The sequence below is a fragment of the Cytobacillus oceanisediminis genome (assembly GCF_007830235.1).
Taxonomy (GTDB): Bacteria; Bacillota; Bacilli; order Bacillales; family Cytobacillaceae; genus Cytobacillus; species Cytobacillus oceanisediminis.
Window position 1 is genome coordinate 72,340 of sequence record NZ_VLKI01000021.1, and the last position, 13,531, is coordinate 85,870.

Below are 13,531 nucleotides of genomic sequence, written 5' to 3' on the forward strand. Positions count from 1 at the left end.
TCCAGTTTTTTTTAATTAGGAGAGGGACTGCCTGTCTATCTCCTTTAAAACTTCTTCCAGGTCTTGTATTGAGTCACTTAGCATTGATTTGTAAATATTAAGAATGGATTCACCATAGTTTTTACCGGGAACAGCCCATCTTCCGTTTAGCCCTGTCCATGCTGGAGCGACACCTCTCTCAACAAGATGAAAGCGGGGATCCACAAGCGGATATCCAGGAGGCAATGGTTTAGCAGAAGCATAAGCGAAAAGATGCTGTATATGAGAAAGAACTCCATCTTTTGGCGAATCAAAGCTTGCACCTGATGCTCCGTCACCTGTAGCACCTATCCCAGCAAAATTATTTTGACCTGCCTTTACATCACCAGTGAATAGGAGAAAGTTTGTTTCAAGCATAGCTTGAGCAAAAGCTATGTCCCCTCTAATTCCGTAGTGATCACCAAAAGAAGTATAGTAAAACCCCAGATTAATAGCATTTGGATTTACCTTTTTGGCATATTTATTCATCTGCTCTGGCGATAAATGTGTTTTACCGATAATTGGATAATCTTTTGGCGCTGCAGGTGATGAGGCAGTACTCTCATTAATAATAAAAGCACCTATAATGCCTGCACTTTTAACTTCAACTAAGCGCTTTTCCGCATTTTCTTTTTCATGAAATGCTCCAGCCTGAACTCTAAACCATACTGCACCCGCTATTGAAGTTCTGACAACAATCGATTCTATCCCCTTGGCCTTTAGGAACATTACTCGTTCATCTGCATTTTCTTTCGATTTAAACGAACCAGCTATTATTTTATAAATAGAAGTTGGCATTACTTCTTTAGGTTTTAAACTAAATGCTTTGACTATCCCATTTACATGTCCCTGAGCTACTTTTTGCCTCCATAAAGGCTCTCTCATAAATGCTGCATCATCAGGATTGTCTATAAAGCCATTCTCGCTTAATAGTGCCGGCATAGCCGTTTCACGGAGAACATGGAAATTAGCTTTTTTTTGTCCCCTATTTATAAGATTGTTCAGCATAGTGACTTCTGTATGGATAATATCCTGATACTTACCTGTTAGGGAAGTATCACTAAGGCTGCTGTGAATATAATCCTCATATCCACGAGCCTGACCGTTAAAAGCGTTACAGTGAATAGAGAGATAAAAGTCGGCTCCCCAACTGTTTGCCTCATCTGTCCTTTGGATTAAACTTTTTGTTATATCGGAGGTTCTGCTCATTCTTACATCAATATTCTCATAACCTTGCTCCAATATATTCCGAATAATCTTTGCTATATCAAGAGTAATATCTTTTTCCATTAATCCATTTCCTTGAGCACCGGGGTCCGTTCCACCATGACCTGGATCCAAATATAGTTTCAATGTTTATTCACATCCTTTTTTGATTTTTACTTACCTATTTTCTTATAGAATAAGGATAATGTAGGCAAATTTTATATATATATTTACAGGGTTTCAACAAAGTAAGCAGATTTTTTTTAAAAATTTTAACTCTCAATTCAAGTTTGATATATATTATGTTAATTTTAAAAAATAGCTTGTACTATTTCATTATGAAAATAGCACAAGCTATCTAATTGATTTTTTTTGCCAATTGCTGATGCCTGCGCGGATATCATAATAAATATTTTTATATTAGGCTGTATCCTCACTCCAAAAAGCGGTCGGAACCGTATGCTAATGAAGGAAAAATATTTTAGGGAGTGAGAAAAACATGGGTATGTGCGGCAAGAATAAATTTAAAAATTATGAAAAAAACCACGACCACTGTGAAGATCCCGTCTATGGCTGCGAATGTTCCTGGGAACCTGAGAAAGAAAAATATGAGGAAAGCAAATATCACGGCAATTTTCATGAGAATTGCGTAGGTGAGGTACTTGAGGCTATTCATAAAGCACAGAGAAGGGTAAAAACAGAGAATGACTGCAAGACTTCATGTAAGGATTCTATAGAGGAGATTTTGGGCGGGTCCAAAAAGCCGAAGAAGAACACAATTCCGTTTATCCTTTATTGCGGAGACTGTGAGCCGTTTAAGGCTACAGGTGTTACAACCTTTACCCACCATTCTAAGGAGAAAAAGTTTGCCTGTATAACTTCATTTATTTTTATGATAAAAGATTTTGATGGCAAATGTGCAGTTCTTGAATTATTAACTTTCAAGCAATGCAAATCATCAAAGGATCCATTTAAAAACTCATCAAAAGATTTTTGTTCTCCTTGCGCCCAAGTTGATTTTGAAAATGTAGAAGATTTGATCCGTACTGGTATTTGCATCAATGTTGATCCTTCATGCTTCTGTGCAGTAACGTGTCTGCCTGCAGTCCGTCTGTAAAAGTATACTTGCAGCTATTTTGCAGAAAATCCGTTCATAAAATCTGCTTGAATAAAAAAATGAGATCTAAACAAAAAAGGTGTACCACAGTTGGGTACACCTTTTTACTTTATCCGCCAAATGCTTCAAGAACATCTACTACTTCATTAATGTCTAAATCTGCTTTTTCTGTATTATTTTTAAAAGCAATCTCATGATTCCTTGTACGATTGGATGGAATGGAGGCTCCCTCTATCAGCCTTCTCAGTTCGGCTAACTCCGCTAGAATTATTTCATTGTTGCTGTTTGATGTTTTAGGATGCAGGTAATTATGAAGAGCTGAAAGGACAAGATGCATCAATGTCTGATTTGTTGCGTGGTATTCAATTTGCTCCTTAACCTTGGGTGATATGGGCGTATTGTTGCCGGTTTTTACATCTATGAAGGTTTCAGAAAACGTTAAAGCCGTTTTATTGAGATAATCCGTATATGTTTTGAACATTAGTTTCATCCCTAACCTTTAACGGAAACGATATGGTTATTTCCTTTTTCTTTTTTTATTTGATTCATTTTTGCCAGAATCATTAAACCTAGCACATTCAGCTTTTCCATATCTTCGGGAAACATTAAGTCAATTGGACGTCCTCTTTCGGACCATTTGACTGAAGCCTCCATAATTTGCTTTTGAGCCAATTTGGCCGCACCGCCTACGGCTATATACCGTACAGCCCCTTTAATCTCTCTCGAACTGCTGCGGATCCGGTCAAAGTGTTCCAGATATTTTATAGCCATTGATTTTAGCTGCGGGATAATATACTTGCTTATATCCTTTTTAACACCTGCAAATGGCTCAACATACCATTCCGACTGCCCCGCAGCCAACTTTTCCTCCAGCTCTGCACGGGAATCAAAACGATACAGCTCATTTTTGCTTACCTTTTGAATGATATGGTCAAGAAATTGATTTATTCCAAACGGTGCACCCTCTACTGAGGCGACAGGTTTATTATTCTTAATCCCGACAAAGTCCACTGAGTCTCCGCCCAGATCGCCAATGATAATTCCTTTTTTAGACTCTTTAACCAGGTCTTCATTTTTTACTCCAAGAGTTTCCTGATCGCGTGTTAATCCGAGGTATGCACAGGCACCCTCTGCCCCGATAATAACGTCATGGATATGGAGCTTTACCTCCAGCTCTTTTGGTTCAGGCAATCCGGGCACTTTATGAAAGATAACTGTATGGGTACCAATTAGTCTGTCTTTCAGCCTTGATTTTCGCTCTTTATACTGTGTGGTCGGCAATGATACAGCTAATTGATCAATGGAATATTCGATTTCCAGTCCATCCGTTTTCTGAAGAGTAGCATGATAGGCTGCCAACCCAAAGAGCAATAAATACGTACGGTCTTCATCGACCTTTTGATTATTAAAAGATGTTAAACTAACATCCCTTTGCTTGGCAGCTCCTTTACCAACGTAAAAGATTTCTCTTCTATCTTTAACAGCCTGGCTTTTCACTTCAACTATAAGGTTCTCTTCAAATATAACATCCTCATCGTCATACGGTTTCTCATAAAACTCCGTGTCAAAAAGAGCAATCGCGTTTGGAAGCTGGTACTCGGATACCATACCATTATCAGAAGCCAAGGCTTTATACCAGCTGTTACCTATATCAATGGCAAGAAAATTTTGTGTTCCCATATTCCCTCACTCCTCCTTTTGAATCTTATGCGGGACTGGAGTCCAATCGTGCCCGTACATTATTTAAAATTTTATTTAGAGGTATAAGAAGGTCTTTATTATAGAAGGGCAAATGCCCAGACATAGTCGTTTATCACGCATACAATGCTATATCTTGACTTCAGGAGGCCCCAAAATGTCAGAAACACACAAAGATAACCATGTGAATGAATGTAAAGCTGTTACCCATCACTGTGAATGTGAGAGCCACCATGAGAACCATCCTCATGTGAGCATAGGAAAAATTATTACAAAGGTTCCTGTTGTACTGGCTGAGCTAACTCTGCAGATTAATATAGATGCTTTAATCACCTTTCCGGAACCTGTCCTGGAAATTAAAGATATTAAGAAAACAGTTAAATTAACGCAATGCAGGCTTCTATTGCCTTCAAACAAGTTATTCATCAAAGGCTTTGTACGCAAGAATATACAGTATGCAAGTCCCTCTCCGGACATTGAAATGCACACTAAAAACACCGTGGCATCTGACATACATTCGTATACGGTTGACGTACCCTTTCAATGTGTTTCGGAAATTAAAAAATTTTTGGCTCTGCCAGTTATGCCGGATATGAACAAAAGAATGGAATTTGACTTTCTTGTGTCAAAACCTATGTCTTGCGGGCATCCCGAAAAAGATGAACTGCAGTCAAAAGACCTTTCTCAATTCCATCAGGAAAGCATACAGCACTATAACGAACTCCCCTACTGTGAGTTAATATCCAGCAGGATCATTGAATGGGATGAAGCCATCGACCGTTCCCCTCTCCCTAACTGCTCACCATTAGGAGAAGGGTTTTTCACAAAGGTAGAAGAAAAAATGGTTTTGGATTTAACCCTGAAAGTCCTGCAAAAACAGCAAATCCGGGTTTCTTCTGCAACAAATGATGATGATGATTGCTTTCATCATTGTGATTAAATATTAAAAGATAATGAATTTGAATAGTAAGGAGGGATAGGAGAGGATGCTTATCGAAAGCAGCACCTTCCTGGTACTATGAACAATATGCGAAATACTTATAATAAAATTTATTATAGCCATAAAGTTGATGAAGAACCGTCCTCGCAAAAGCAGGAGTTCTTTTTTCCAGAGAAAGAGCAAGCAGCAAATAGTAATGGGGAAAGTTTGCTGGATACACATCTATTCGAGAAGCAGGAAAAGGTTGAAAAGCCTTATTTTTCTTCTAAAACAGTGTCAGTCCCCTTTATTTTGACTCCGCCGAAAGTGGAAGACAGACAAATTGCCGGTTCAATTGAACAACCAGCAAGGAAAATCGAAGAGAATCCAATGAGTAACCAGCCTAAACTAGAGAAAGTAAAGGGGCAATATGACAAAGGCAAGAAAGGAAATATCCCCCAAAAAATAAAGGCAATGTTGACCCCTTTTGCTCCTATGCTCAGTTGGACCCCTTCTTTACCAAGCACATTTTCAAACAGAATTTATAATAAAACAGGCAAAACAACTGGCCAAGAAAGTTTTGAATTGGGTGCTGCATTGGTGGAGGAAGAAGCTTTTCAATCGCTCAAAGGTAAAACGATATTGAAAGCATCTGATTTTGAAGAGCATTGTGAACCACTGAGTGAAAGTCCCGATAATCCCAAACATATTGAACATCGGGACCTATTTGAAGAATTCTCATCTATACTTGATGACCCAATCGAAACAAAATCTGACCAATTGGATAAGTCAGATGAATCTTTTTCCTATAGTGTGCCCTTTAAGCTTCATGGGGAAAATAAAAAAAACAGAATTCCTCTACCTGCAGATGATATTGAATTGTTATCGGAGGGAGAGATTTTATCCGGGAAAGAAAGCCAAGATGAAGGGCTGAGGCTGGAGGAATCTTCTTCTGGTATTAATCATTATCCAGTAATAAATAAATATCTATCTTTGGAGAATGAATTTTTAAGTATGCTTGAAGAATCATCTTCATCTGAATCAGACATCCTTTCCTCAAAACAGGATGAAGTATTTTCTTTACTTGCAGAAAATTCCTTTAGTGGGATTGAATCCTCTTCACTACCAGAAAAAGAAGATTTTATCAGAAATGAAATGTTTTATGAGGAATCTTCATCTTCAATGAATGAAAAAGTGTTCTTCGGAAAAGATCAAACGATCATAGACGAAAAAGACTTTGGAGAATCCTCCTCTTTTGAAGGCGAATTTTCGATCGTTTTGGAAAAAGCCTATTGCCTGCTCCAAGAACTGGTTGGCAAGAAGGTTAAGACCTCATTGACAGAAGGCACTCTCCCCCAAAAGAATGAGGTCTTATCAACATTAAAAGAATTTTGTTCTAGAGCTACCGGGGCTCCAAACCATGTGTCAGCTGCTGATCAAGAAAACGCAGGATACCAGAAGGGTTCCTCCTTGTTAGAGAAATTTTATGAAATGCTGGAGAACACACACTCTAGTGAAAATCCAGAACCTAGCTTAGAATATTCTGCTGAAAGCAGTGAAAAGGATAGCTGGAAGAAATCACATATTAATGAAAAGATATCCACAGAATTAGAATTATCAGACAAACATGCAGCCTCCAATGAAAACTTCGAAGAATCTTCCTTTTGTATTCATGAAGAATCAGCAAGTATGTGCAGGGCTGCAAAAAAGTTGATTGAAGAGGAAGATAAAAGTCTTCCTTGTCACCATTTTTGCTCGGAGCCTTTTAAAACAGGTCCCATTATTAAGGTACCTGTTTTAGTGGCGAAATCTGATGTGGAAATTGATCTTTTTGATCGCTTGCCAGGGTATGTTCCGGCCAAAACGTTGAAACAATTGGAATGGTCTGTTAAAGGATTGAAATGTCGTACACTCCTCCCCTCTAATGCTGTTTTTATAAAGGGAGAACTTATGACGGATATCGCTCTCACAAATAATGGAGCAATGCAGTTGTTAAAGGTACCAGTATTTTTTGAGAAAACGATTGATCTTGAATGGCTTTGTCCTCCCATTATACCTGAACCAAATGGGAAACGGGAATACATGTTCCAAACAGAAAGTCAGCTTGATTTTCATAACGAATTTTTTCAGCATTTTACGGAAGAAATCTTCTGTAAGCTGCAAAGCATGCATGTTATCTGGCATGATGAGATTGGAACGGTCGAAAGTCTGGAAATTCAGGGCAGTGTTATTCTAAGTATTGATTTTTTGCAGGAACAGTATGTGAGAATATGATGAGAGGGTGCCTTTTGAAGGTACCCTCTTTTAATTTCTTTTTTAAACCTTCCCTACCCTTCTTCGTACCCAAGCCATTAAGGAGTAGGACCATCAACCAATTGACGCTGTGTTAATCTTACGACAAGATTGACTTCGGCTTTTTCTGTAACCTTATCAAATCTGCCGTATTTATCGAAATCGCTTAATAGGTCCATTTGTGTTACTGTTGCGCTAAGCAATTTACACTTAATTGCTTGATTAAAGAATTCAAACGTAAAAGAGCCAAAACTGCAGCGGTCTGAGCCCATTCCGTCTTTTGCAAGCTCTCTTATTTCGTTAACCTGGTTGCTTTTTGTACTAAATTGCCAATCAATAGGCGGAAGGTTGTTTACTAAAGAAAAACACTTGAAAGGAACATTGACACTGTAGTCTTTAACAACGCCTTCACAGCCCTCAACATATTGAATGTTTTTGTGAATAAAACCTTCAACAAATAGTTTAACTGCTGTTGGAGCTACACCAGGGAAGCCTGTCGGGATAACAGGTACTGCCTTACATTGAGTTAAAAAAACATTTTTTCTGATGTGTTTAATATCAGTTGCAGAATCAGGAAGATAAATATCTGACTCTGTTAATGCCTGGATTGGAACATCGCCCAAAATAATCGTTTGCTCAGTATCCCCCTGGTTTGTTGCAGCTCCTACTTCACAAAAATGAGTATTAGACTTTGCTGTGTCACAAGCCGGTGCTGGAGGGCACTTGTCATGGCCTTTTCCGCAGCCATTACCAAAAGAATGGCTCTTCTTCATGCAATTCACTCCTTGAATATTTTTTAGTCAAAGTAGTGCAAGTATCAGCAGTAGACTTCTATATTGCTTGTTTCCTTGACATACTATTGTATATGTAAGCAGTGGCGTAAAGGAGTGGACAAGTGTCTTATGGCATTTATATCATTTTTTAAACTCCTTCTAAAAGGCTTATAGGTATCTTTTTTAAATCAGGAAGCCCCCATGTTCCATGAGGGCTTAACTACTAAGGATGGGAAACAATTGCTTCAAATTGACCTCCTAAAACAAATGTTTTTAAGGAGCTGGGCAAAATTAAATGATCCCCTCTATTAAGTTCATAGTCTTCTTTGTCTACTTTTAGAAACCCTTTTCCATTTATTACACTGACTAAATAATACAAGTGGTTTTTTCCCATTACAGCTTTTTCAGTGATTTCCCATTTATAAATGGTAAAATGATTAGATTTGATAAACTGAATAAACTTGTTTCCACCCTGCCTTTCAACTATCGGTTCAAATTCAAATCTTTTATAGGGCACTCTTGTAACCTCAATAGCTTTTTTTAAATGCAGATCCCTTTTATTCCCTTCTTCATCAGTCCGATCATAATCGTATATTCTATAAGTTGTATCAGAGTTCTGCTGTATTTCCAGCACGAGTGTTCCCTCACATAATGCGTGGATCGTTCCGCTCGGGACAAATATAAAATCCCCTTTATTTATAGGGATTCTTCTTAACAAAGAATCCCACTTTCCTTTATCAATCTCATTGCTAAGTTCTTCTTTTGTTTTCGCATTGTGCCCTAAAACGATTTCTGCATTCTTTTTACAGTCTAAAACATACCAGCATTCATCTTTCCCCATCTTGGTATGTTCTTGAGATTTAGCATATTGATCAGGTGGATGAACCTGTACAGATAAATCTGTGTTCGCATCCAGTATTTTCACTAAAAGAGGAAAAACTGAGGAAGGATCATTTCCGAATATCTCACTGTTTTCGCTCCAAAGTTCTCCTATTTTTTTCCCTTTTAAAGGGCCGCTTTTTACGACTGACTGTCCATGAGGATGAGCTGAAATAGCCCAGCATTCACCAGTACGTTCTGACGGAATGTGATAACCAAATTTATCTTTCAGAGCTGTTCCTCCCCAGATCCTTTCTTGAAAAACAGGCTCGAAAAATAATGGCTGATTCACATAGTCCCTCCTTATCATTCTGTACTCTGCAATAACCTTTTTTAATGGGTTAGGAAATCGAGTTGGTTCCTACCATATCAAGAAAAGTAAGGTTGAAAAGGGCTTTAGAAGAGGTAAAAGCAAATTTTTAACCTTAACCATTAAATGAAATACGCAGATGAAAAGGGGAGTGCCAACAAAAAGCCCCTCCCCATTTATTTATCGTATGCGGTACATTCCTTGAATTTTTTCTACAAACCTTTCTCGTGAAGTTTTTTCTACAGTTTTTTGGGATGGCCAAGGCAGTGGGCAAGGACCCTTTTTCGGTGGCGGGGATAATTTAGGATTAAATTGCTGCGTTTGAAGTAATTTAAATATTAAGGTAATTTCCATCTTCTCAGTTATTTTTTCGAACTGGCCAAACCGGTTAAACTCCTTAAATAGGTCCAATTCATTAACTTCAGAGAATAACAGTTTACACTCAATCGGTTCATTATAAAATTCAAACGTTCTTGAACCTCCCAGAGTGCTGTCAGCACCGTGACCAGTATGATCAAGAAACCTTCTCTCGTGCACTGATGACTTATTGCTTAAAAATTCAAAAGCTTTATTAAAAATTTGGACTTGCTGATTACAGCTAAAAGGGATATCAGTACTAAAATCCATAACATATCCAGTGCATTCTTCTACATATTGAATGTTTTTATGAACAACACCAGTAATAAATAATTTTACATAACCAGGATTCTGAATAGAAGGGATTGCTTTGCACTGCTTTAACGAAACATTTTTCCGAATCCATTTAATTTCCCTTGCGGGTGTTGGGAACTTAATATCAGCTTCAACATCTGCCTGCAGCTCTACCTCAGCTAATACGACTGGTACATCATAAACCGGTACTTTCTGAATATCTGCAACTGGAGAAAATGATCTGGTAAAACAATCTATCGTTCTCGCTTTGGAAATGTCGCAGGATCCGTTACTACATCCTGTGTTTTTTTTCATGCATTTCACTCCTTGAATTTTTTTAAATCAAAAGCAGAATAAGTGCTTTGACTTACTATTTGTATATGTAGAAAAGACAAGTATGACATGGACAGATGTAATGGCATTTAAGATTTTTTTGGACATTATTCCAAAAATATCGGGTTTTTCCATCGGATGAAAAAATTCACCGGGTTTTTCAAGTGCTTCAATCTTTTTGTTCCGAAATCAGTTCAAATGAGTATTATAAAATAACATTTCCGATTGGAGGAGATTTTTATATGCCCAACACAAACCTTCGAAAAGAAAAGCTTATTTATTGTTCTGTAGTTACTGAACTTCAAGCAGCTCAGGTGACAAAAATATGTCAGGATTATGGAATTCAGTCCGTAATCAAATTAAAACCCTTTGTGGATATTTCACAGCTGAAGAAGGCATTAAAAGAAAAGATGAAGGATAAATTGTATGATCCTTGCCCTTGCGGAAAGGGGAAAAAGTTTAAGTTTTGCTGTTATAAGGATGAATTGGATATAGAACTCTGATTCCTTTCCTATATGAATCAGAGTTCTTAATAGATGTAATTAAAAAGGGAGCTTTTTAGCTGCTCCCTTTTTAATTTAAGATGGATTAAAAACCTTTCCCTTACTTTCAGAATTATTTATTTCTTAAATTCCGATTTATGGTTTTCGGGTCTGTAATTTTTTAATATTGCTGCCGCAGCCACATCCCCCATTTCCATTTTTCTTTTTCTTATAGCCCGCTCCCTTTATTGAATTGCCAATATAAATTTTATTTTGCTGTTCTATTTGTGGATTTCCTTTTCGACTACCCTTTTTCAATATGAATTCCTCCTAGCACAAATAAATCCACCACAATGTATACTATGAGACTTTTAAAGATAACGTGTTCGGGCAAATACCCAATTATTATTAAGCGGTCCTTTATTAAACTCTATTAAAAAAAACGGCGCACTTTTAAGTACGCCGGTTTTCGGAAATTAATCTATTATTTTAATATTGATTGGAAAGACCTTTTTATCTATCATTTTAAAACATCTGACTTCTGTTCTGCCTTTATGAAAGGATACGATTAAATAAGGCAATTCCGGATAGGAATTATTCCTGATGTCATGAGTTGATGGGAGAGCTGGTGAACTGGGGTGTGAATGAAAGATTCCAGAAAGCACTTCCCCGATTTTTTCCATTTCTTTTACTGTTGTTTTAATAGATTCGGAGGACATGGTAAATCTGTTAAATCTTTTTGTTTCATTTTTTATTTTCCATAATGTGGTGAATCGATCCTTTATTCCGGAAAGTAATCCGCATGCTTCATAAGGCAATAATTCACTGCAATAGGTAATCATTTCTTCATAAACATCTCTTTTTATCAATAAATCATGTCCGGTAAACTCTTTTTTATTAATCTTCTTTCCATTGACTCCCATAGTTGTTACCTGTGGCGCTCGGCTGTGTCGTTTTGCTGCGTAACGTGAAAAAGTCCATTGCTGCTGCCTGTGTTTGTCTGGGTGTTTGCTGCTGGTATTGCCCCTGGTATTGCCCCTGGAAACTTTGTGAGGCTGGACCGCTCCCTTGCTGCTGTGACAGCATTCTTTGAAAAAAGCTGCCGGATTGTGAACTTTGTTGCGGAGCCTGAAGCTGACTAGCTTGAGATTGGTTTTGTACTGGCTGTTCCTCCGTGGGAGATGTTTGCTGAGAATGATTGTGAAGTCCAGCTGTATATGGAGAAAGGGGCTGCTTTATATACTGTTTAATAAAGTTTTCCTTTTCCTCAAGGTTAGATTCCAGTGTGGCAAACTGAGTTTTCATTTGCTTCATTTGTTTTTCCCAAATTTCCCGATCTTTTTCATATTGTGAAATTTTATCCTGATAAAGCTTCATATCTGCTTTGAATTGATCCAGCTGCTGCTGCAAAGCACGTTCGCTATCTTTTTTAACCTTATAAATTTCAATTTCTTTTGCCTGTACTTCTGAAGCCAGTTTAGCATTATTTTTTTCAAGCTCTTCCATCTTTACAACTGTTGCTTTCGTTCTCTTCAGCTCAGCTTTTAACTCATCAATTTGTTTAGACCAAGAGCCTTTCTCCGCATCAAATTGGTCTGATTTTTCCTTATATACATTTACCTGATCCTGAACATGATCCAGGACCTGAAGGTAAGAATCCTTTTCACGTTTATAATGATCTGTTAGAGAATTAAATTCTGCTATTTTAGTTTCAAGATCCTCTTTTAGCCTGAGTTTCTCAGATTCAAATTGTTCAAGTCGGGACAAAGAATTTTGAGCCTTGTGCAGCTCTGTTCTCATTATTTCAATCTGGTTTTCCAACTCATCCTTTCTAGCCTCGGATTTTTCATAATCTTCTTTAATTTGTACTAACTCTTCCATAAGCACAACCTTCTCCTTTTTTATTTGTTTAAGTTCTATATTCTTCGACTCCAATTGGTGTTTTAATGAAGATGTCATCCGAACTAATTGTTTCATTTCTGTAAATACCTGGTTTAAATTAGAGGTTATTAGATCCATGCGTTTTTCGTCTGATTTCCTATGAGAAGAAAGTATAGAAAAATTTTCGTTGAAAGCAGCATTCTCTTCTTCCAGCTTTGCAACCTTTTCAAGTAGTTCGATTTTTTCTTTATCAAATCTGGCATTCTCCTCATTTAATTTGGACAGTTCACTCTCGCGGTTTTCAAGACGGTTAAACACATTAATTTTTTCTTTTTCTTCTTGTAATAATTTTGTCTTTAAATCTTCAATTACTGCCTTGAGATGACTAACTGACTCGTCAGCATTATGTTTTTTAGACTCCAATTGGGTTATCTTTTGTAGATAAGATACGTTATTCTGTCTTAATTGTTCCTTGTTTTGTAATAAATCCTGGATTTCTTGGCCCATTTTTTCATTTTCGTTGGCTTTTATTTGAGCTTCCTCAGTTTTTAATCTTAACTTCACTTCCAGAGAATTAACATCCACTTTTAGGTGGCTCATTGTTTTATGGGCTGCCGTTAATTCATCACACAATTTTTGTTTTTCTGTTTCCAATTCACTCTCTTTATCTGTAAGTAGTATCACTTTTTTCTTAGTTTCATTCAGCTGCTTCTGAATGTGCTGCAATTCATTTTGCAGACTCTTGGTTTTTTTCTCACTTTCACTCTTTTCAAGCAGTAATTTTTGGAGGTCTGAACCCTTTGCAGCCAGTTTCGTCTCTAAAGTTTGTCTTTTCTCTTCGTATGATTTGGTTTGATTGGTTAAGTGTTTTTTATCCTCCATCAATTTGTCAAGCTCAGAAGTCTTATCAGCTAGTTCTGCTTCTAAATTTTGCTTTTCCTTTTGGTATGATTGGCTATGTGTGAGTAATTG

General features: G+C 37.3%; 13 protein-coding genes and 2 pseudogenes. 5 read left to right on the forward strand and 10 right to left on the reverse strand.

The features are described from left to right. Nucleotides 1-15: 15 nt before the first annotated feature. Both IQ19_RS29175 and IQ19_RS29180 read right to left on the reverse strand, forming a co-directional pair. Nucleotides 16-507, reverse strand: coding sequence for a glucosaminidase domain-containing protein (locus tag IQ19_RS29175; RefSeq protein ID WP_338422703.1), 492 nt, complete (start codon nt 505-507; stop codon nt 16-18). Nucleotides 508-579: 72 nt separating this feature from the next. Next, nucleotides 580-1,371: pseudogene (locus IQ19_RS29180) on the reverse strand (N-acetylmuramoyl-L-alanine amidase); the annotation flags it as partial. A gap of 352 nt (nt 1,372-1,723) precedes the next feature. On the opposite strand from IQ19_RS29180, the gene IQ19_RS23280 reads away from it, so the two are divergent. Beyond that, nucleotides 1,724-2,341: a CotY/CotZ family spore coat protein gene (locus tag IQ19_RS23280; protein ID WP_144545561.1), complete on the forward strand. Its 618-nt coding sequence runs from the start codon at nt 1,724-1,726 to the stop codon at nt 2,339-2,341. A 109-nt stretch (nt 2,342-2,450) separates the two neighbouring features. Here the strand turns inward: IQ19_RS23280 and IQ19_RS23285 are convergent, their stop codons facing one another. Both IQ19_RS23285 and IQ19_RS23290 read right to left on the reverse strand, forming a co-directional pair. Then, nucleotides 2,451-2,822, reverse strand: a complete 372-nt coding sequence (locus IQ19_RS23285; protein WP_144545563.1) for a hypothetical protein — start codon at nt 2,820-2,822, stop codon at nt 2,451-2,453. An 11-nt stretch (nt 2,823-2,833) separates the two neighbouring features. Then, entirely contained in the window at nt 2,834-4,021 is a 1,188-nt protein-coding gene (locus IQ19_RS23290; RefSeq protein ID WP_144545565.1) for a ParM/StbA family protein, read from the reverse strand. A 175-nt stretch (nt 4,022-4,196) separates the two neighbouring features. On the opposite strand from IQ19_RS23290, the gene IQ19_RS23295 reads away from it, so the two are divergent. Further along, the gene (locus IQ19_RS23295) at nt 4,197-4,979 is read left to right on the forward strand and encodes a CsxC family protein (protein WP_144545567.1); all 783 of its coding nucleotides are present in this window, start codon (nt 4,197-4,199) and stop codon (nt 4,977-4,979) included. Nucleotides 4,980-5,057: 78 nt separating this feature from the next. Then, complete coding sequence (locus IQ19_RS23300) at nt 5,058-7,232, forward strand: hypothetical protein (protein ID WP_144545569.1); 2,175 nt, start codon at nt 5,058-5,060, stop codon at nt 7,230-7,232. Nucleotides 7,233-7,309: 77 nt separating this feature from the next. Here the strand turns inward: IQ19_RS23300 and IQ19_RS23305 are convergent, their stop codons facing one another. Then, entirely contained in the window at nt 7,310-8,023 is a 714-nt protein-coding gene (locus IQ19_RS23305) for a CsxC family protein (RefSeq protein WP_144545571.1), read from the reverse strand. A 223-nt stretch (nt 8,024-8,246) separates the two neighbouring features. Further along, nucleotides 8,247-9,194 (reverse strand): mannose-6-phosphate isomerase, class I, encoded by a 948-nt coding sequence (gene manA / locus IQ19_RS23310; RefSeq protein ID WP_144545573.1) that lies wholly within the window; start codon nt 9,192-9,194, stop codon nt 8,247-8,249. A gap of 53 nt (nt 9,195-9,247) precedes the next feature. On the opposite strand from manA, the pseudogene IQ19_RS28725 reads away from it, so the two are divergent. Beyond that, a pseudogene (locus IQ19_RS28725) lies at nt 9,248-9,322 on the forward strand (hypothetical protein); the annotation flags it as partial. 70 nt (nt 9,323-9,392) lie between these two features. Here IQ19_RS28725 and IQ19_RS23315 read toward each other — a convergent pair. Further along, complete coding sequence (locus tag IQ19_RS23315) at nt 9,393-10,178, reverse strand: CsxC family protein (protein WP_144545575.1); 786 nt, start codon at nt 10,176-10,178, stop codon at nt 9,393-9,395. A 260-nt stretch (nt 10,179-10,438) separates the two neighbouring features. Between IQ19_RS23315 and IQ19_RS23320 the strand changes: the two genes are divergently transcribed. Beyond that, on the forward strand, nt 10,439-10,699 hold the full coding sequence (locus tag IQ19_RS23320; protein WP_199749537.1) for a hypothetical protein: 261 nt from the start codon (nt 10,439-10,441) through the stop codon (nt 10,697-10,699). Between the two features lie 135 nt (nt 10,700-10,834). Here the strand turns inward: IQ19_RS23320 and IQ19_RS27875 are convergent, their stop codons facing one another. The 3 genes from IQ19_RS27875 to IQ19_RS23330 form a co-directional block, all read right to left on the reverse strand. Then, a complete protein-coding gene (locus IQ19_RS27875) occupies nt 10,835-10,996 on the reverse strand; it encodes a hypothetical protein (RefSeq protein ID WP_158638892.1) in 162 nt (53 codons plus the stop codon). A 158-nt stretch (nt 10,997-11,154) separates the two neighbouring features. Continuing rightward, complete coding sequence (locus IQ19_RS23325) at nt 11,155-11,601, reverse strand: M67 family metallopeptidase (RefSeq protein WP_144545577.1); 447 nt, start codon at nt 11,599-11,601, stop codon at nt 11,155-11,157. Continuing rightward, entirely contained in the window at nt 11,576-13,213 is a 1,638-nt protein-coding gene (locus IQ19_RS23330) for a coiled-coil domain-containing protein (RefSeq protein ID WP_144545579.1), read from the reverse strand. Before IQ19_RS23330 ends, IQ19_RS23325 begins: the two co-directional genes overlap by 26 nt. Nucleotides 13,214-13,531: the final 318 nt, after the last annotated feature.

Coding starts and splice junctions, on each gene's coding strand:
- IQ19_RS23280 (WP_144545561.1), top strand. CDS start 1,724: ATGGGTATGTGCGGCAAGAATAAATTTAAAAATTATGAAAAAAACCAC.
- IQ19_RS23325 (WP_144545577.1), bottom strand. CDS start 11,601: ATGGGAGTCAATGGAAAGAAGATTAATAAAAAAGAGTTTACCGGACAT.
- IQ19_RS29175 (WP_338422703.1), bottom strand. CDS start 507: ATGAATAAATATGCCAAAAAGGTAAATCCAAATGCTATTAATCTGGGG.
- IQ19_RS23300 (WP_144545569.1), top strand. CDS start 5,058: ATGAACAATATGCGAAATACTTATAATAAAATTTATTATAGCCATAAA.
- IQ19_RS23290 (WP_144545565.1), bottom strand. CDS start 4,021: ATGGGAACACAAAATTTTCTTGCCATTGATATAGGTAACAGCTGGTAT.
- IQ19_RS23295 (WP_144545567.1), top strand. CDS start 4,197: ATGTCAGAAACACACAAAGATAACCATGTGAATGAATGTAAAGCTGTT.
- IQ19_RS23305 (WP_144545571.1), bottom strand. CDS start 8,023: ATGAAGAAGAGCCATTCTTTTGGTAATGGCTGCGGAAAAGGCCATGAC.
- IQ19_RS23320 (WP_199749537.1), top strand. CDS start 10,439: ATGCCCAACACAAACCTTCGAAAAGAAAAGCTTATTTATTGTTCTGTA.
- IQ19_RS23285 (WP_144545563.1), bottom strand. CDS start 2,822: ATGTTCAAAACATATACGGATTATCTCAATAAAACGGCTTTAACGTTT.
- IQ19_RS23315 (WP_144545575.1), bottom strand. CDS start 10,178: ATGAAAAAAAACACAGGATGTAGTAACGGATCCTGCGACATTTCCAAA.